Below are 18805 nucleotides of genomic sequence, written 5' to 3'. Positions count from 1 at the left end.
ATGGAAACGATGAGAGTAATCATTACTTTGGCATGTACGGAGACAGGAGATCGCAACTATACCACTACCAAGAATAAGCGAAATCATCCAGGGCGTATGGAAATGAAAAAATATTGTCCACGCCTAAAGAGAGTAACCTTACATCGCGAAACCCGTTAAGGGCGGAGGATTTTAATCTTGATTTTATAAACGATAGGAGTGGTATAGATGAAAAAGCTCCCTGTTACCGTGCTCAGTGGATATTTGGGCTCTGGGAAAACAACGCTGCTGAATCATATTCTGCACAACCGTGACGGGCTTAAAGTAGCTGTTATTGTAAATGACATGAGTGAAGTCAATGTGGATGCGAATCTGGTGAAGTCCGGAAATACGCTTTCTAGAACAGAAGAGAAATTAGTTGAGATGTCTAATGGTTGCATCTGTTGTACGCTTCGTGATGATTTGATTGTCGAAGTACAAAAGCTGGCTGCGGAAGGGCGATTTGATTACATCCTGATTGAATCCTCAGGCATTAGCGAACCTGTACCAGTGGCACAGACCTTTACCTATGCCAATCCCGAGTTGGATATTGATTTGACTTCGCTTGCTCAATTAGACACGATGGTGTCTGTTGTGGATGCTGGGCGTTTCTGGCATGACTTCTCTTCTGGTGATAGTCTGATGGACCGCAACCAAACGGCTGGCGAAGGAGATTTCCGCGATATTGTGGATCTGCTTATTGATCAGATCGAAACTTGTGATGTCTTGCTGCTTAATAAGTGTGATCTGTTGAAAGAAGATGAACTCAACAAGCTTGAAGCTGTGCTCCGTAAGCTTCAACCGTCTGCCAAGCTGATCCGAACGATTAACGGCGTAGTAGATCCGAAGGAAATTCTGAATACCGGATTGTTTGATTTTGAGAAAACAAGCTTATCCTCTGGTTGGATCGCGGAGCTGAATAAAGAGACCCATACCCCTGAAACGGAGGAATACGGAATTTCTTCCTTTGTTTATCGCCGGAGAACACCTTTCCACCCGCAAAGATTAAGTTTTTTCTTTAGCAACTGGCCGGAAGAGGTCGTTCGGGCAAAAGGTGTGGCATGGGTAGCTGCAAAAGGTGATCTTGCAGCTACTATAAGTCAGGCAGGACCTTCTATTCAGTTCGGACCTGCTGGCTACTGGTTGGCTACAATGCCTAAGGATCAGCAGCTGGAGGTACTGGAAAGCGAACCTGAGCTGCAGGCGAAATGGGACGAGCAGTGGGGCGATAGAATAAATGAAATCGTATTTATCGGTGTAAATATAGATCAGGCACAACTCGAAGCCAGATTGGACAGATGTTTGCTGACGGTGGAGGAGCTGAAGCAGGATTGGACAAAGTTCAACAATCCACTTCCGTGGCCTGTTGAAGAACTCCTTGCGGCTGCTGAGGAATAGATACTTAGTAAATTAGCGATGGAAATCCGGAATCCAGAAGGTGGGATTCCGGATTTTTGCTGTATGAAAAAGAGGTCTAATAGTTATTATTACGATTAATTTTTAATTTTGGGTTTACAAATCGTAATGATTACGATATTATCAAATTTGTTAAATCGTAATACTTACTATTTAATCCGAGATGGACATAACATCAGTCAGAAGGGAGGCGAGGCACGATGATCCTATCATCCATGCGGAATGTAGTGTTCGGGTATGGGGATGAAGCTGTCCTTGATAACATTTCATTAGATATTCATACCGGACAGTTTATTGGTATAACGGGACCCAATGGAGCTGCTAAGACCACCCTGCTGAAGCTAATGCTCGGCCTGCTTCGTCCATGGAGTGGAACGGTTCAGTTGAATAAAGAGTTATCAGATAACGGAAAGATGGTTATCGGCTATGTTCCACAGCAGGTAGCTTCTTTTAACGCAGGATTCCCAAGTAAGGTGATCGAACTGGTTCGCTCGGGTTGTTATCCAAGGCTGGGATTATTTAGACGCTTTACACCTGAGCAGGACGAGATCGTCGAGCAAAGTTTAAAGCAGGTGGATATGTGGCATTTGCGAGACCGGAAGATAGGAGAACTGTCAGGCGGCCAGAAGCAGCGGATTTGCATCGCTCGAGCATTGGCACAACAGCCGCAGATATTGGTTCTCGATGAACCTACTACGGGAATGGATCTGGACAGTCGCATTGGGTTCTATAAGCTGATGCGCCATGATGTCAGTGAACACGGCCGGACCGTAATCATGGTGACGCATGGCCTGGAAGAGACCAGTTCCTATCTGGATACGTTGATCAGCCTGGAACGAAAGGAGAATGAGGGTTGGCAATGTTTAGTTACGAATTCATGCAACGTGCATTTTGGGCCGGTGGTTTAATTGGCATTATTGGTCCGCTGCTCGGGGTGTATCTCATGCTTCGCCGTCAGGTCCTAATGGCGGATACCCTCTCTCATGTTTCGCTTGCAGGAGTAGCACTAGGCTCAATACTTCAGCTTAATCCGGCACTAAGTGGTTTCATGGTGGCGATTCTCGGTGGTATTGTCATCGAACAGCTTCGACGTTCTTATCGTACATATAGCGAGCTTCCGGTAGCTATTATTATGACCTCTGGATTAGCATTGGCAGTTGTACTTATGAGCTTAAAGCAGAATTTAAGTAAAAGCTTCAGTTCCTATCTGTTTGGTTCCATCGTTGCGGTCAGCGACACTCAACTAAAGATTATCGCTGCGGTTGCTGTAATCGGTCTGGTCTATTTTATTGTGTTACGCAGATCTTTATATAATCTGACCTTTGATGAAGAGACCGCTAGTATTAGTGGAGTTCATGTGGGCTGGTTATCATTTTCGTTTGCTGTACTAACTGGAATGACAGTAGCTGCTGCGATGCCAGTTGTTGGAGTGCTGTTAGTCTCAGCGCTTATTGTTTTGCCAGCTTCGATTGCCTTGCGTATAGCGTCTGGTTTCACGACAGCTATATTGATATCAATTGGCGTAGGGTTACTCGGCGTTTTTAGTGGCCTAAGTGCCTCGTATTACATCAATACACCGCCTGGTGGGACGATTGCTCTTATACTGCTATCGTTCTTATTAATCGCAATTTTGGTACAGAAGCTGATCCGACTTAGAAATCGTCGGCGAATTCATAAATCTATTTCCAGAAAAGGAGTTACAACTCTCAATGAAATTTAGAATCCATCATTTAGCCATTTTGTCCCTGTCCGCGTTACTTATTGCCGCAGGTTGCGGTAATAATAATGCCAGTAATTCTTCTACTACTACGAATGCTTCTGGAGCCGCAGAAGCCACAGCCCTTCCAGAGTCATCTAAACTAAATATTAAAGTCAGTTTCTATCCAATTTACGAGTTTACCAAAAATGTGGCAGGAGATCTGGCGGACGTGGAAGCACTCATACCGGCAGGAATCGAACCCCATGATTGGGAACCGACTGCACAAGATATGGCAGAAATCTCAGATGCGGATATGCTGATCTATAATGGCGCAGGAATGGAAGGCTGGGTAGACCAGGTGCTGGAAAGTGTATCTGGCACTCCGTTAATTACTGTAGAAGCGAGCAAGGGTCTGGACATCATGGAAGGCACGGAAGAGGAAGAAGCTGACCACCACCATGAAGAAGGAGAACATGCTCATGAAGAAGGAGAGCATGCTCATGAAGAAGGGGAGCATGCTCATGAAGAAGGGGAGCATGCTCATGAAGAAGGAGAACATGCGCATGAAGAAGGAGAACATGCTCATGAAGAGCATTCGCATGATCACGGTGGATTAGATCCGCATGTGTGGCTCAATCCTACACTAGCCATTCAAGAAGTGCGTAACATTGAAGCAGCTTTAGCTGCTGCCGCACCTGAACATGCCGAGGATTTTAAGACAAATGCAGATGCTTATGTAGCTAAGCTGGAGCAACTGGATCAAGAATTTAAGGACGGTCTTAAGGATACTAAACGCAAGGATTTTATCACTCAGCATGCGGCTTTTGGTTACCTTGCCAAGCAGTATGGATTAACTCAGGTCCCGATTGCCGGACTATCTCCGGAGCAGGAGCCTTCTGCCGCAAATATGAGTAAGATTGTGGAGTTTGCGAAAGAGCATAAAGTGAAGACGATTTTCTTCGAGACACTTGTATCCTCCAGTGTGGCAGACACAATAGCAAAAGAGATTGGTGCCAAAGCAGCCGTTCTAAACCCAATTGAAGGATTAACAGAGGAAGATCGCAGTCAAAACCTGGATTATTTAGGAATCATGCGTCAGAACCTGGAAGCCTTGAAGAGTGCATTGAACGAGTAGATTTAAAGGATGGAAGGAGAACGAACATGGCCAAGAAATCTAAAGTTGTGAAAGAATTGAAGAGACAAGCACTAGTCGCCAAATACGCTGTTAAAAGAAAAGAACTAAAGGAACAAGGGGACTATATGGCTTTGCAAAAGCTGCCACGTGATTCCTCCGCAACTCGTCAAAAAAATAGATGCCAAGTGTCTGGCAGACCTCGAGGTTATTTGCGCAAATTTAATGTTTCCCGAATTGTATTCCGCGAATTGGCGCATAAAGGCCAGATTCCGGGTATTACCAAGTCGAGTTGGTAAATGAGAACGGCCAATCCTCCGTAGTTTAGAGGATTGGCCGTTTTTGCTGTTCATCCATCATGGACTTTAGAAAATTCGGCTATGCTAAGAATAGGAAAATGATTTATCATAGAAGGAATATATTTCTATTTAATATGGAGGTGATGCAAATGAGCTATACCGATACTTTTATTCGTGTAGCAGAGGACTGCCCTGAGGAAATCGGAGTTCCTCCGATGTCTTGCCGAACACTCCCGCCTGCACGTGTGATTCAATATGAACTGTTAATTAATGAGCCCTACAAATACAATCATGAAGAACTTCTGTACGAGGTTCATGTGCGCCATAAACAAATTCCACAGGAAGAACGTTTGGTCCGTAAGGAAGAAATATGGAAAGAACTATTTTCCAAAAACCATCCTTGTCTAAGGGCTTCACTGCTGCCAAAGCGTTTTGGTTGGGGTATTCATTATAACGGTGAGGGGAAAATAGCTCTCTATGGCAAAGAGTCTCCCGAATATGACTATTTTACCTCCCAAGGGGATGGAGCTGTGAAATTACTGCCTGCGATGCGTAACAAACGTGCTTCAAAAGGAGCGGATTAAGCTGTATAAATTCATAGAAGAAATCACACTTAATACTTGGCCGGCGGAGCAAAGTGTTCTCCTGCAGGGCTGGATTCTACGTACGGCAGCTGGTTATACAAAAAGGGCCAATTCGGTCAATCCATTATACGGGGCTGACAGCTCTCAGGTTGATCTCGCAGAACAAATCAAGCTTGCGGAGCGGTATTATGAGCATGCTGGACTACAGCCAGTGTTCAAAATAACCCCCTATATCCAGCCGGCAAAGCTTGATGAGATGCTTGCGGATCGCGGTTATACAATTGTCGAGCCTTCATCGGTAAGGCTTCTTGATCTGGGGGGCTTAGCGAGCCCCGATCTGTGTTATACGGTTCAGATGCAGGAGAGCTTGACTGAAGAGTGGCTGCACGCCTTCAGTGAGCTTACCGGGTTGTCTGGCAAGAACCGGGAAACCTTAACTAGAATGTTGTCTGCATCACATTTGCAGCAGGGTTATGTCCTGTTGTTTAATCATGGTGTTCCTGCCGCCTGCGGACTTGGTGTGATTCAGAATGGATACTTGGGTCTGTATGATATTGTCACTTCCCCTGCTCATCGTAGAAAGGGAATGGCGGAACAGCTGCTGCTAGCGTTGCTTAATTGGGGTAGAGCAAAGGGAGCAACAACTTCCTTTCTGCAAGTTGTGCAAGCGAATACGCGGGCTTCAGCCTTGTATGACAAGCTGGGTTTTAAGGAGATTTATCAGTATTGGTATAGAGTGAAAAACTAGCTGAGGAGGGGATGCGGTGAGAAAATTAGGATTAAATCTCCTGATCATTAGTGTGTACTGTTTTCCATTTGTATATTTCGCGATGGATAAAGATTTCAATAATGGTTCAATGGTTGGTTATTTAATGATGATCGTCATAACATCGCTAATAGCTTTTTTGGGAAAATGGTCTAATAATATAATTGCTGTAGTCATTGGGAATATCGCTTCTGCGTTTGTTTCGTATTATTTTATTAGCAAATTGTCAGGAGAAGGCGGTTGGGACGGGACGTTTTTCAAACCACTTGGACCTACAGGATCGTTTTTATTTTTTAGTATGCTAAACCTGATCCCTCAATTCCTTGCGATGAAATTAGCGAATAAATTTAAAAAGAAGGTCTAATCTATGTCCGAATACTGGAGTCGAAGATTTGCTCAGGAAGGCATGATCTGGGGGAGTGAACCTAGTCCTACAGCCCAGGCAGCAAGGGAGATATTTCGGCAATATGACGTGAAATCAGTTTTAGTCCCGGGTGCGGGATACGGAAGAAATACGAAGGTGTTCTCAGATGAGTTTAAGACCTTAGGCGTTGAGTTAAGCGAGGATGCGTTAAGGATGGCGGCAGAATGGGATCCCAAGAGCCATTTTATCTCAGGTTCCGTATTAGATACTATTTCTGAAGTACAGGTTGATGCTGTCTACTGCTATGACGTGTTGCATTTATTTCTCGAAGAGGATCGCCGCAGGCTCGTAGCTAATTGTCTGGAACAGCTGCGGCCGGATGGCTTGCTCTATTTTACCAGTTTTTCCGATGAGGATGCGAACAACGGCTGTGGAACACTTTTGGAACCGGGAACCTACGAATACAAAGAGGGAAAATATGCCCATTTTTTTAGTGATGAAGATTTAAGACAACATTTTGCAGGTACGAAAATAATTACGACCGGCTCATGTGTGGAGACTTTATGTGGGCCGCTTGGAAAAAACCATCAATACATACTGAGATATATAGTCGCACGTAAATCTGCACTTAGCAAATAATATAGGGAGGAACTCCCTATAATTTCGTTGAATATCCGTAGAATCGGCTATATCAAATGAATTATAGGGACTTTTTCCCTAGACCTCTGCTCGATGATCAGGAATACCTTATTTACACAAATTTACCTTGAACCGGTAGCGCCATTTCTTTGAAATTTTTGCATAAATGAGCAAGCTGGGTAGACAGCTCCTCACCTTCCATGGGTACTCCATGTCCCGAAAGAACAAGATGTGGATTCAGCAAGGCAAGGGTACGGACTGATTTCTCGGCATCTTCCCAGTCTGTCGTGAAATAAGAGGGTGGGCCATGCACCACCTGATGCTGCGTAGCCACTGCAAATACGGATTCCTGTTTGACCGTAAGGAACGTATCACCAGCGATCAGGACTCTATCCTCAGGCCTGAACAGGGAGATATGCCCGGGACTATGTCCAGGGGTATGGATCCATTCCCAGCCCTTCGCACCAGGGACAGTCCCGTCTTCCGGCAAGGGGTGAACGGCTGAACCAAGATCAATGCCATGATGTGAAAATAAAGGGGATATCATGCTCATAAGCCCGCCGCCTACGGCCGGATCGGCTGGAGGGTAATCTTCTTTACCTGTCAGAAAAGGTAGTTCTAGCGGATGAGCATATACAGGCACGTTCCATTCCTCAACAAGCCTTTTCACACCCCCAATATGGTCAAAATGCCCATGCGTCAGGATAATTGCCACCGGAGGCTTATCATAATGCTCCGTAGCAAAATCAATAATATTGCCTGTATATGAGCTAAGACCAGTATCTACAAGAACCCAATCCGAAGAGGGCTGGCCAATTAATGCGACATTTACAAACATAGTGCGAAGTCCAATGACACCAGGGGCCACATTCCAAGTATCGGTATAGCCCTTTGACAGTATTCCGTTAAGTTTCATCTTGCGCCTCCTGACCCGTTCTTTAGTACTACACAATGTATCTACATACAGTAGTATGACCTCTTTTTAAGAAAAAAAGGTATGGCAAATAACCCTTCTCATGATTTCTTGAAGAAGGGCTGTGTTAAACGTGTTCTGTGAGAGGATTGTATTAGAGCGTTCCGCAGTCTGCAAATAGAATATGGCGTGGAATCCGAAAGAAAGCTTCGGCTTTTTCCTGCAGAGCAGGGGTCGGCAGATGGCTGTTGTGGAGCCATTTCCGAAACGTTCCGGGATGGACGCCTATCCAAATACTTACATCCGTTACTGAGAAATCGTAAACCATACAAAGTCCGGTCAGGATAACATTGCTGCGCGGTGAACTGGTAATACTTCTTTTCATAAATCGTGAGGGTGTAGGCTGACATACAATGGGGCTTTGACGAATCAATGCTTCATTGAACAGAATGTGGGGTGGGTACCCCAATAGGCGGCAGGTCTTGTCAATGTTATTGTTGGAAGGGATACGACCTTCGTATACCCAAGCGCTTACACTGCGTGAGGATATACCAAGCTCTTCTGCGAGTCGTGACAGCTTGATATCCTTAGCCATCAATACAGCAAGCAGCACACGGTTTCTAATCTGGCTGCGCTTTGGACGGCGAAATCTTTTGACTCGAACGCCTTGTCCAAGGTATTTGCGATTGATCAGAGACCACGCCTGGATATTATGAGTTTCTTGTTGGTTATTAGGCATAATTCCTCCGATTTTTTAAAAATATACTACAACACTTTCTGGTATATCGGCAATGGTTAATGCTGCTATTTCTGACAACACTGTTTAAGTTTCTTTCAGAACAGCTACGCTTATGATATATTTTTAATATCTAATTACAATATTACATTAGGGAGCGATATAGAATGATCAAACATATTGTGTTTTTCAAATTAAAAGATCGGTCCGAAGAAAGCGTAGCGGCAACGGTAGCGGTATTGCGTAATATGGAAGGCAAGATTCCGCAGCTTCTCTCCATCGAGGTGGGTGCTGACATCATTCATTCCGATCGTTCCTTTGATATTGCTCTAGTCACAGAAGTGGCTTCTCTAGAGGATTTACAGGCGTATCAGGTTCATCCGGCTCATAAAGAAGTTATTGCTCACATTAATGAAGTCAAAGAGCTCTCAATTGCTGTAGATTACGAAATTTAAGCTGCTGCTTGAATATAGTATCATCATTTTATACCGGAAGCGGTGACAGGAATGCGTGAGCTTGAGTATCCAATGGAAGCGTTAACTTATTTAGTCGTTTTTCTCGGAGCATGTTTCGTAATGTTCTTCTGGCTGAAACGCCGTGGCAAACGCGGTAAGTAGAGATTAGGACGATTCTCTAACTATTATCGATATGGGGGTATTGCTGTGTATTATGTCAACCGCAATCAAATCGAAACCATTCTTGCTCAAATCCCTGATATTACCGCTGGTCTTCGGACTGTAGCAGCTTCCTGGGATGGTACAACACTAACCGGACTAATACAGGAACGCAGCCTCCATCTGGCAATAGAGGTTGTAACAGACGTTGGTAGCTGTCTCATTGACGGGTTTATTATGCGTGATGCTGGAAGTTATGAGGATATAATTTCTATTATTCATGAAGAGAAAGTGCTAGGTCAAAGTGAGATTTATGAAAGATTGATAGAATTAGTTGCTCTGCGTAAGCCACTCGTTCAGGATTATTATGCCTGGGAGAGAGGTGATCTGCATCCACTTACCCCCATTCTTTCGGAAGTGCTTGAGCAGTTTGCCGTTGAGGTACGGAAATATTTGGACCAGGAGCTTGGAGCCAGTGTACCGCTATAATAGCATAGGATAGAATCACATAGAATAGGCGATAGCCGTGAAAGAGAGGGGTTCCTTTATGATGAAGATGGGGCAGGAAAACGGATCGACAAGACAAATGATTATGACGCTCCTGAAGACGAAAGGAACACTGACCATCGGCGCGCTGGCAGAAGAGTTGGGAATTACAGAGATGGGTGTCCGTCGTCATGTGCTTCAGCTGGAGCAAGAAGGGCTTGCAAAGACAAAAGTGGTCCGGCAAGCGATGGGGCGGCCTTTACATATGTACTCATTAACGGAGAGAGCCGAAGAATATTTTCCAAAAAGTTATCACAACTTGGCTTTGGAGCTTCTGCGTGAATTGGATTACGGCAGTGGACTGGATGCTGTTAATACATTATTTGAAGGCCGCCGCCGCCGGATGCTCGCTCAGTATGCTCCGATGATGGAACGGCGCAATTTGGAAGAACGCGTCGCCGAATTATCTTCTATCCAAAATGCCGGTGGATATATGGCAGAATGGAACCGTGAAGAGGATGGCTCATATGTCATAAGGGAGTACAATTGCCCGATTCGCCAAGTGGCTACCCAGTATCGTAAGGCTTGCCAATGTGAGCATAGTCTTTTCGAAGAACTGCTGGATGCTAAGGTAACACGTAATGAATGTATGGCAGAGGGCGGCCATTGCTGCCGCTACGCTATCGTACCCAAAAATGTTACAGACAAAACTTCTGAAAAGTTATAATAATTAGTCACAAGACAATCCCCTGCTGCTTATGATATAGCAGATATAGGCATTAGCCCGGTAGAGCGGGGAGCAATGAATTTAAAGGAGAGATGAAACGATGAAAAAGGACACCAAAGGTTTATTATGGGGCGCTTTAGTCGGCAGTGTGGTTGGATCGGTGACAGCATTGCTGTTCGCGCCTAAACCAGGTAAAGAGCTGCGCAAGGATATTGCAGAAGGAACTACCGCTGGTATTGAAAAGGTTCAAGAACTTGCCGTTCAAGCGGGAGATAAGAGCATTGAGATTTATGACAAGGCAAAAGATTCGATTGGGCATGTAGTGCATGAAGTTCGGGAATGGAGCAAATCATGTGCGAATGCTGTTGATGAAGAAGAAAAAATTACAGTAACTGTCAGCGGCATCGCTACAGAAGAAGCTGTAGAAGCAGTTGACGCTGTAGAAGCTGTTGAAGAGGCTACTGCCACTTTGGAAGTGGAAACTGAGTTGGTTGAGGCCACTATAAGTGAAGATGTAAGTGAAGAAGCCAGCTTTGAAGAAGTCGTTCAAGATGACAAGGTTAATAAAGAAATTCTATAATGGAACCGTGGTTTAAATCCTCTGTTTCAGTGGTAAAAGAGTACTCATTCTCTTATAATAGAGCCGCTTTTTCGCATTGGGCGGAGGGTGGCTTTTTTAATTAGTTTGCACCCGCTTGTTAAATGATGGAAGAAGACTAGTCTTGAACTCAGAGGGCAAAAGGAGTAATATCTGCAATTGGGGCTGAAAGCCAGGTACATTTTGTTTTCACCTTACATAAGCTACACAAAACAAGTAGAAGGAAGCGGTGTGTTCGTGCAGCAAGCTATAGCAATATTAGACTCAGGTGTGGGAGGGTTAACAGTTGTCAAAGAAGTGATGAGGCAACTCCCGCGGGAGAAGATCATTTATTTCGGAGATACTGCCCGAGCTCCGTACGGACCCCGTTCGACCGAGGAAGTACAACTGTTTACTGAACAAATTGTAGATTATTTGATCCAGTTTAATCCTAAAATGATCGTTATCGCTTGTAATACCGCAACAGCTGCGGCACTCGATTATATCTCAGCTAAGGTCTCCATCCCTGTAATTGGGGTGATTCATCCCGGAGCCCGCGCAGCAATTAGCGCAACCAAAAGCGGACATGTCGGCGTGATCGGTACGGTAGGAACTATCAACAGCGGTGCTTATACTAACGCATTAAAGCAGTTGTCCCCTTTTGTTGAGGTTGTAAGTCAAGCCTGTCCAGCGCTTGTCCCACTCGTCGAGCAAGGCAAGTTCCGCTCAGAGAAAAGTTACGATATCGTAGAAGAGGCACTAGAAGGCATTAAAGACACTAACATCGATACTTTAATTTTAGGATGCACTCATTATCCATTTCTTGTAGAACCCATTGGTGAGACTATGGGATCGGGAGTCAAGCTGATCAGTTCTGCAGATGAGACCGCTCGTGAGATCAGCACAATTTTATATGATAAAGGCAAGCTGTCCATCGGGGATGAAAGTCCAATTCACCAGTTTTTCTGCAGCGGTGATGCTGAGATGTTTCAAAGCATCGCGCGAGACTGGCTTGGAGAACAAATTAGACGCACCCCAGTAGTGTGGCAAGTATCCACGTTATAAGCAGGAGCAATGTTGAATTGAATAGGGACAAACTCCATGGGAGTGTAAAAGAAAAACAGACTGGGAAAGCACATTTCCCAGTCTGTTTTTTTGAAATATAAGCACTTATATGCTGCGGAACTGTAATATCCTTATTTTTCATGAGAAACGGTTGCCATCTATAAAGGGCGATGACGTTGTTTTTTCTTGTGATTCATTTCTCCTTCATGCCGGGTAGTGGCGCTTGCATACAATAGAGTTAAGTGCTGTATGCCGCTGTTTTTGTATTGCTGTATCAGCAATTTAAGGCCGAGAGGATGAGACCTAATGCGACAATATATTGCAAACAGGGGAGATACCGTAAGCCGAATTGCCGCTCTACATGGATTAACTCCTGAGCATGTTATTCAAGGTAATCCATGGGTTGGGAGACAATCTTATTTATACCCAGGTCAGGTTTTATTTCTGCCATCTTCGCCGCGTAAAAGGTATGCTGTGCAGGAAGGGGACACTCCAGAACGGATAACCTCATTATTTAAGGTGAATTTAGAGGATTTGGAGAAGCTTAATCCTGGTGTGACCTCAGGGCGCTGCTGTACACCTGGAAAAATACTTGTCATTCCACCCCCAATTCCAGACCGCGTGGTGTTTCTGCGCGGGGAGTACGGTCCGGCTGAGGTTGAGAGCGACATTGACAGCTTGCTTGTCCAATACCCGTTTATACAAGCAGCCACAATAGGCACGAGCGTGCTCGGCAAGCCGCTCCATGTACTCAAGATCGGGAATGGCACTCGTCATCTGCATGTTAACGCCGCTTTGCATGCCAATGAATGGCTGACTTCGCCATGCTTGATGTCCTTCATAGAGGAGTATGCAACAGCTTATGCTGAAGGCTTGGAATGGAATGGACACAGTCCTGAGGTTTGGTTCCAAAACTGGACATTATGGGTCGTGCCTATGGCTAATCCAGATGGCGTGGAGCTGGTTCAGGAAGGGGTTTTGCCAGACCATCCGTTTTATGATGACCTCATGAAATGGAATGGTGGACGAAGCAGCTTCCGGCATTGGAAAGCTAACATCCGCGGTGTGGATCTTGGGGATCAATTTCCCGCTCATTGGGAAGAGGAGCGGGAACGTCGGGGAGTAAGGCTGCCCTCACCGCGGGATTACAGCGGCCCTGAGCCGCTGAGTGAGCCAGAAGCAGCCGCTCTGGCTGCCCTGGCTGAGGCAGCGCCTGGCGAAGCTGCAGTGTCTCTGCATAGCCAAGGAGGAGAGATTTATTGGAACTACCGGGGGTATGAACCTCCCGAGAGCCGTGAATTAGCCGCGCAGCTGGCAGTTGCGAGCAGTTACCGGGCAGTGGAGCTGACTGGAAGTGATGCCGGATATAAGGATTGGTTTATTCAGACCTTCCGCAAACCTGGATTTACGGTGGAGCTGGGGATCGGCAAAAATCCGCTGCCACTAGCAGATTTTGAAGATATGGCCTTGGAAACAGGACTTATATTGGCAACGCTCCTTTCTAATGTGAAATAATTATGAAACATTTGCAGTAAACTTGCGTAAAATAAAACATGGGGTATGGCCGCTGTCGTCACTACACGTTATCCGCGGCTGTATCCTTTTTACTTGGGAGGAGGGTCACCATGAAACTGAAAAAAATACTGTCACTAAAACAATGGTCCCATATCTTCAGTAGCTCCTGGCAATACATCCGCTCCCCTAAAGTAGCAATGGGGGACAAGCTGTTATTTACAATTCCAGTACTGCTCTATTGGGTCTTGCCGGACTTCATGCCATTTATTCCGATCGATGATATTGGAGTGACCATGCTGCTAATGGGCTGGTTCGTGTCACGAATGGGGCGGAAATATCCTACACTTCAGCAGGGTGAATAGGATCGCACCACACATTTTCGACAAGAACTTCAGAGCTAATTAGCTAATATAGTTGCTTTTAGATGTCATTTACCTTTAAAATAAGTAATTGAGTATTTAATTTTCGGACTAGGAGATGGAATATAGATGAAGGTCAAAATTACCCGCAATGCGGCTAAAGTGATAAAGAAACAAATGGAGCTTGAAGGAAACAGCGAGTTGAAGCTGCGCGTAGCAATTACACATGCACACGGTGATCATGCTCACTACGGACTGGACTTGGACACGCCTAAAGAGAACGATGTTGTAGTGTCGACAGATAAGGAAATCGATGTTATTCTTGATCCGAGTCAACCACTCCTTGATGGCGTGGTCGTTGATTATTTGTATCTTCCACAAGAAGGTTTTGTCATTACGAATCCCTCTAAAGGTAATCACGGCGATCACTAAACACTCGCCTGTAAATTTCGAACACAAAGAAGGGTTGCTCCATGGCTAACGAAATACAAGTGTGCGATGAATGTAATTTCATGAAGTTGAAAAGTATTATCCCTAAGCTGCAAAAAATGGCACCTGATGCCGAGATCAAGGTCGGCTGCAAGTCGTACTGCGGTCCATGTGGCAAACGGGCTTTTGTTTATGTGAATGGTCGTTATGTGAGTGCTCCAACGGAGGATGAAGTGTTGAAGAAAGCAGAAGCTTTTATCAAACAGCCCTCCGTTCAGAAATAATACTGAGTTCTTATCAACTAAGATAATAGGGTCGATCCCTCTTCATTCTCAGAATAAGTAAAAGTAAACAGAGCAGCGATTCTCCTGTTATTTGGAGGATCGCTGCTCTGTGTTTTTTGGTCATTGGTGGCTTACTTCAATCGTGTCCATCATCCCATCATTTCTCCGTTTCCTCATCTCATCGACCCATCGTCCCATCATCTCACCATCTCATCATCCCACCGTCTCCTCATCTCCTCATCCCATCATCCTATCATTCCACCATCCCACCATCTCCTCATCCTACAAGGGTTACGGACTCAGATGACGTTATTTGCGTGTTTTTAGCTGTTAATGCAAGATTTCGGACCCCATGGACGCTATTCCTCAGAAAAGAGGCTCATATCGGCGTTTTTCAGGCTAATAGCTGCTCTGGAGTCCGTTAGCATTCCAAACCTCGGATATTGCTGGGTTTAAGGTCAGCTGTGTCCGTTAGTGAGATACTTCGCGTATCTAAGTCGGAAAACCCAACGTGCTTCCAACAACGATCAGGAGTGAATGTCCAACATAGAGAGGATGTCGCAGCAGCCCTTTTCGATAGTTTTGTGGACAGTCTCTTCATTTACCGGGATATAAGCTTAAGGTGCAGATTGTGTATTCTTAAGCTTTTTGATTCCATCATATTTCATGATATCGTCGGAGATCTGTAGGCGGAGCTTGCTGGTCTCATACCCGATGCTGCACTCCCCTACGTCCACGGCTTCGCGGCTTTCGAGGCTATAACAGGTTCCGCTGGCAAATTGCCCATTCTCGCTGGGGAGATAAGACAGCTTTGCATCGGCATAGGCGCCGGATCGCAGCGTTACAAGACGCTCATGCCCGCTAAACAGATTATTGCCCATGAGATAATAAGGATCACGTGAGATCCCGAGCAAATGGAGCAAGGAAGGTGTAAGATCCAACTGACCAGCTGGAGCTGAATCTAGGACAGAGGCGTTAAAGCCTGGCAGATGAATGAGCAAGGGAACCTGATGCATTATTTGCTGCATATCGAGTGCGCTAAGGCTTTTGCCGAGAAATTGTTCGTAATAAGCGATCTCCTGGATCGAATTATCATGATCTCCATAGAAAGCAACAAGGGTATTATCCCACAGCCCACGCTGCTTCATCTCTTTGACCATTTCCCCTAAAGCTTCATCCGTATAGTGAACAGCCTGCAAATAATCTCCGAAGATCGTGCCCTTGAACTCTCCAGTATCAAGCCCTTGTTTATCTGCAGGGAGAGAATAAGGATGATGGCTGGATAGTGTAGTCAAAAATGAATAAAAGGGCTGCTGTATCGTTTCTGAAGTGTCCATAATATCGAGGGATTGCCGCAAAAAAGAATTGTCACCCAGAGACCAGCCTAGAGGTTCGTCTATTGTATAGTCTTTTTTGTTATAAAAATGGTCATAACCCATCGCGTTATACATAATCTGCCGATTCCAGAAGCTACCTTCGTACGCATGAAAAGCATTGGTACTGTAGCCCTTTGATTTCAAAATAGCAGGCAGCGTGTCAAACTGATGATCCGGGTAACGGACAAATACCGAGCCGGAGACCAGCGGGTACAGGGAAGCGTTGGACGTGAAATCCGCATCGGAAGTTCGGCCTTGTGAGGTCTGATGGTAGTAATTGCTGAAATAGGTGTTTTCTTTGATTAGAGCGTTCAGATTAGGCGTGATCTCCTGGCCGGATATTGAGCGTCCAACTACAAAGTTCATAAAAGCTTCAGCTTGAATAACAACAATGTTGCTTCCGCTGTATTCTCCAAAGCTGTCATTATTGGCACTTTGCTCAGTGTTTTGTTCATTGAACCAGAGCTGCATCGAGGTGGCTTCTTCTTGTGAAAGCTCGGGCTGCGGACCAAGATGATCTTTAGCATATAAGTAAATATCATAACCGTGAAAACCGATTAGTCCGGTTACGTTATACATGGCGAGACTCCACCAGTTGCCAGTGAATAGATCTTTAGCCCAGGTAGTAGCGTAGGTGTGGATAGGTCCAAAGGTCAGCACGCAACCTAGCACCAGAGCAACGATCCCATTCACGCTTCTTTTTAGCGTCCTGCTTAGGCGTGAAGAGCGGCGGGAATAACCGGTTTGAGAATAAGAGTGAGATTGCCCATAACGGCGAGGGACGGCATTAGACAAGTATGTATGGGATTTGCGGCGGTATAATCCTACGCCGATTCCGTATGCAATAAGAAATAGCCAGTCAGCGAACAAATAAAGATCGGAAGGACGCAGTAGGGCGAAGATACTTCCACCAAGCGCATCCATCTGTCCAGCCTGAAACAATACGGGTACCGTGATAAAATCCTTAAAATAACGATAGTAGACGATATCCGAATAAATAAGCAGCGTCAGAAGCAAGTTTATACTTAACAACGTTATCGTCTGTCCCCGGCGGGGAAGCCACAGGGTCCAAAAAGACAATAACATGACTGAACCTACAGCGATCCATTTGTCCTGCTGGTTCATATCTATATTGGGAGCATGCAGCCCACTATGCAGAAATAATAACTTGGCCAGCATGATGCCAAGAAAAAGGAGATAACCGATATATCGGGAGCGAATCACAGAAGCTATTGTACTTGTTACGGTTGTGCTGCTCCGACTTGATGGAAAAACTGACATTTTGAAGCCTCCTAGCACAGAAAATAAATAAAACGAGAAGAAACAACGTTGTTGTCTTTTTTAGATGACAAACGTTTCTCTTAGAAATATAAGAGCGTAAAGGATGGGTGTTAAACTAAAACTGTCTTATACTCGGAGAAAAACGGACACCCTCCTCATACGATACGAGGTAGATGTCCGTTCTGCATTCAAACCAATGGTGATCCTAATTATTTCGGATTTCTAGGTGGAAGTGGACCCAAGTATTGATAATATTGACACTCGATACGTCCGTTATACAGTTTGCGGCGTTTGTCTGCCTTACGACCGTAAAATTGTTCGAATTCCTTGTAAGGGCTAATCGCAAAAAATGACCATGTTGGCAGATATATCATCATTTCACCAAACTGGCGGGTCAGCTTCTCCACTTCTTTGTCATTACTGATCCGTTCACCATATGGAGGGTTGGTGATGATACAACCATATTCTCCTTCAGGTCTTGCTTTGGCGGCAGCCATCACTTTGAAGGTGATTTCTCCGGACAGTCCAGCACTCTTGGCGGCGGCTTCAGCAATTTCAATTGCTTCTGGATCGATGTCCGTACCCGTTAATTGCAAAGGATAATCGTCGCGCACAGCATCGAAAGCTTCTTCGCGAGCCTCTTCCCAAAGATGTTTCGGAATGACTGGCCAATGTTCAGATGGAAATGAGCGGCGTAGTCCTGGTGCAATATTCCAAGCGATCATGGCGGCTTCAATTAACAGTGTTCCCGAACCACAACATGGATCGAACAGCGGCCGATGGCCATTCCAGCGGCTAAGCTGGATTAGTGCAGCAGCCATTGTTTCCTTCAGTGGAGCCTCTGTTGCATGTCTGCGGTAACCACGTTTGTGAAGTGCGGGTCCTGTGGTATCTAATGTGATCAAAGCGATGTCATTTAATAAAATCACTTCGATCACATATCGAGGACCGTTCTCCGGGAACCAGTCTGTATGATACGAAAGCTTCAGCTTCTCGACGATGGCTTTTTTGACAATCCCTTGGCAAGCGGGTACACTCGTTAGTTGTGATTTATGGGACCGTCCTTCAACCGGGAATTCTCCATTCTCTGGAATCCAGTCTTCCCAAGGCAAAGCTTTAACCCCTTCGAATAACTCGTCAAAGGTTTTAGCAGGGAATTGGCCCATTTTAACCAATACGCGGTCAGATGTACGCAGCCACAAGTTACAGCGACAGATATCGATGTAATCACCGCTGAATAATACTCGTCCGTTCTCGACCTTGGTCTCATAACCCAGTTCGTTTAATTCGCGCGCTACCACAGCTTCTAAACCCATAGGGGCAGTAGCGATTAATTGTAATTTGCTCAAATACTCTCAACTCCGTTTAACTTGTAGATAAATACAAAAAGCCAGTACAATAAGAAGAGACGACATTGTCGTCCTTTAAAGCATCCATACAAGTATAGGGGAATGTGGGACACTTCACAATGCCCGGCATTCCATAAATCATAAAATGTTCCCCGTCATCCCTTACTATGAGCAAAC

23 protein-coding genes are annotated in these 18805 nt (G+C 45.2%); 19 read left to right on the top strand and 4 right to left on the bottom strand.

Going from position 1 to position 18805, the window contains the following annotated elements; translation table 11 throughout:
- The first annotated feature begins 9 nt into the window (after nt 1–9).
- From rpmG to NST45_RS17080, 10 genes are all read left to right on the top strand, one after another.
- Entirely contained in the window at nt 10–159 is a 150-nt protein-coding gene (rpmG, locus tag NST45_RS17125; protein WP_076098468.1) for a 50S ribosomal protein L33, read from the top strand.
- A gap of 48 nt (nt 160–207) precedes the next feature.
- A complete protein-coding gene (locus NST45_RS17120; RefSeq protein WP_339823286.1) occupies nt 208–1416 on the top strand; it encodes a GTP-binding protein in 1209 nt (402 codons plus the stop codon).
- A gap of 218 nt (nt 1417–1634) precedes the next feature.
- Nucleotides 1635–2342: a metal ABC transporter ATP-binding protein gene (locus NST45_RS17115; protein WP_038569783.1), complete on the top strand. Its 708-nt coding sequence runs from the start codon at nt 1635–1637 to the stop codon at nt 2340–2342.
- Entirely contained in the window at nt 2288–3154 is an 867-nt protein-coding gene (locus NST45_RS17110; protein WP_036679378.1) for a metal ABC transporter permease, read from the top strand. Before NST45_RS17115 ends, NST45_RS17110 begins: the two co-directional genes overlap by 55 nt.
- A complete protein-coding gene (locus NST45_RS17105; protein ID WP_076140913.1) occupies nt 3144–4268 on the top strand; it encodes a metal ABC transporter substrate-binding protein in 1125 nt (374 codons plus the stop codon). The genes NST45_RS17110 and NST45_RS17105 overlap by 11 nt, the downstream gene beginning before the upstream one ends.
- A gap of 26 nt (nt 4269–4294) precedes the next feature.
- The gene (rpsN, locus tag NST45_RS17100; protein ID WP_038569786.1) at nt 4295–4564 is read left to right on the top strand and encodes a 30S ribosomal protein S14; all 270 of its coding nucleotides are present in this window, start codon (nt 4295–4297) and stop codon (nt 4562–4564) included.
- 149 nt (nt 4565–4713) lie between these two features.
- Nucleotides 4714–5148, top strand: a complete 435-nt coding sequence (locus NST45_RS17095; RefSeq protein ID WP_339823283.1) for a DUF6157 family protein — start codon at nt 4714–4716, stop codon at nt 5146–5148.
- Nucleotides 5126–5896, top strand: coding sequence for a GNAT family N-acetyltransferase (locus NST45_RS17090; RefSeq protein WP_081383585.1), 771 nt, complete (start codon nt 5126–5128; stop codon nt 5894–5896). The genes NST45_RS17095 and NST45_RS17090 overlap by 23 nt, the downstream gene beginning before the upstream one ends.
- A 16-nt stretch (nt 5897–5912) precedes the next feature.
- Nucleotides 5913–6278: a hypothetical protein gene (locus NST45_RS17085; protein ID WP_038569788.1), complete on the top strand. Its 366-nt coding sequence runs from the start codon at nt 5913–5915 to the stop codon at nt 6276–6278.
- Nucleotides 6279–6281: 3 nt separating this feature from the next.
- Complete coding sequence (locus NST45_RS17080; protein WP_038569790.1) at nt 6282–6917, top strand: class I SAM-dependent methyltransferase; 636 nt, start codon at nt 6282–6284, stop codon at nt 6915–6917.
- Nucleotides 6918–7029: 112 nt separating this feature from the next.
- On the opposite strand, the gene NST45_RS17075 is transcribed toward NST45_RS17080, so the two are convergent.
- Complete coding sequence (locus NST45_RS17075) at nt 7030–7833, bottom strand: MBL fold metallo-hydrolase (RefSeq protein WP_339823280.1); 804 nt, start codon at nt 7831–7833, stop codon at nt 7030–7032.
- Nucleotides 7834–7984: 151 nt separating this feature from the next.
- Nucleotides 7985–8569: a helix-turn-helix transcriptional regulator gene (locus tag NST45_RS17070; RefSeq protein WP_036679391.1), complete on the bottom strand. Its 585-nt coding sequence runs from the start codon at nt 8567–8569 to the stop codon at nt 7985–7987.
- A 164-nt stretch (nt 8570–8733) separates the two neighbouring features.
- Here NST45_RS17070 and NST45_RS17065 point away from each other — a divergent pair, with 164 nt between their 5' ends.
- The 9 genes from NST45_RS17065 (at nt 8734) to NST45_RS17025 (ending at nt 14622) form a co-directional block, all read left to right on the top strand.
- Nucleotides 8734–9021, top strand: a complete 288-nt coding sequence (locus NST45_RS17065) for a Dabb family protein (protein ID WP_036689213.1) — start codon at nt 8734–8736, stop codon at nt 9019–9021.
- 207 nt (nt 9022–9228) lie between these two features.
- Nucleotides 9229–9669, top strand: a complete 441-nt coding sequence (locus tag NST45_RS17060) for a HepT-like ribonuclease domain-containing protein (protein WP_038569794.1) — start codon at nt 9229–9231, stop codon at nt 9667–9669.
- 58 nt (nt 9670–9727) lie between these two features.
- Complete coding sequence (locus NST45_RS17055) at nt 9728–10393, top strand: metalloregulator ArsR/SmtB family transcription factor (RefSeq protein WP_038569796.1); 666 nt, start codon at nt 9728–9730, stop codon at nt 10391–10393.
- Between the two features lie 100 nt (nt 10394–10493).
- On the top strand, nt 10494–10973 hold the full coding sequence (locus tag NST45_RS17050; RefSeq protein ID WP_339823278.1) for a YtxH domain-containing protein: 480 nt from the start codon (nt 10494–10496) through the stop codon (nt 10971–10973).
- A 255-nt stretch (nt 10974–11228) separates the two neighbouring features.
- Nucleotides 11229–12035, top strand: coding sequence for a glutamate racemase (gene racE, locus NST45_RS17045; protein WP_036689641.1), 807 nt, complete (start codon nt 11229–11231; stop codon nt 12033–12035).
- A gap of 306 nt (nt 12036–12341) precedes the next feature.
- A complete protein-coding gene (locus NST45_RS17040; RefSeq protein ID WP_036689219.1) occupies nt 12342–13550 on the top strand; it encodes a M14 family metallopeptidase in 1209 nt (402 codons plus the stop codon).
- Nucleotides 13551–13660: 110 nt separating this feature from the next.
- Nucleotides 13661–13912: a hypothetical protein gene (locus NST45_RS17035; protein ID WP_036689222.1), complete on the top strand. Its 252-nt coding sequence runs from the start codon at nt 13661–13663 to the stop codon at nt 13910–13912.
- A gap of 126 nt (nt 13913–14038) precedes the next feature.
- Nucleotides 14039–14341 (top strand): heme biosynthesis protein HemY, encoded by a 303-nt coding sequence (locus tag NST45_RS17030; RefSeq protein ID WP_036689223.1) that lies wholly within the window; start codon nt 14039–14041, stop codon nt 14339–14341.
- A gap of 41 nt (nt 14342–14382) precedes the next feature.
- Nucleotides 14383–14622: a DUF1450 domain-containing protein gene (locus tag NST45_RS17025; protein WP_036689224.1), complete on the top strand. Its 240-nt coding sequence runs from the start codon at nt 14383–14385 to the stop codon at nt 14620–14622.
- 617 nt (nt 14623–15239) lie between these two features.
- On the opposite strand, the gene NST45_RS17020 is transcribed toward NST45_RS17025, so the two are convergent.
- Both NST45_RS17020 and NST45_RS17015 read right to left on the bottom strand, forming a co-directional pair.
- Nucleotides 15240–17279: an LTA synthase family protein gene (locus NST45_RS17020; RefSeq protein ID WP_339823275.1), complete on the bottom strand. Its 2040-nt coding sequence runs from the start codon at nt 17277–17279 to the stop codon at nt 15240–15242.
- Between the two features lie 209 nt (nt 17280–17488).
- Complete coding sequence (locus NST45_RS17015) at nt 17489–18628, bottom strand: class I SAM-dependent RNA methyltransferase (protein ID WP_036689227.1); 1140 nt, start codon at nt 18626–18628, stop codon at nt 17489–17491.
- Nucleotides 18629–18805: the final 177 nt, after the last annotated feature.

The organism is Paenibacillus sp. FSL R7-0163 (assembly GCF_037969975.1).
Lineage (GTDB): Bacteria > Bacillota > Bacilli > Paenibacillales > Paenibacillaceae > Paenibacillus_AQ > Paenibacillus_AQ odorifer.
This window is presented reverse-complemented; position numbering and strand designations above follow the sequence as displayed.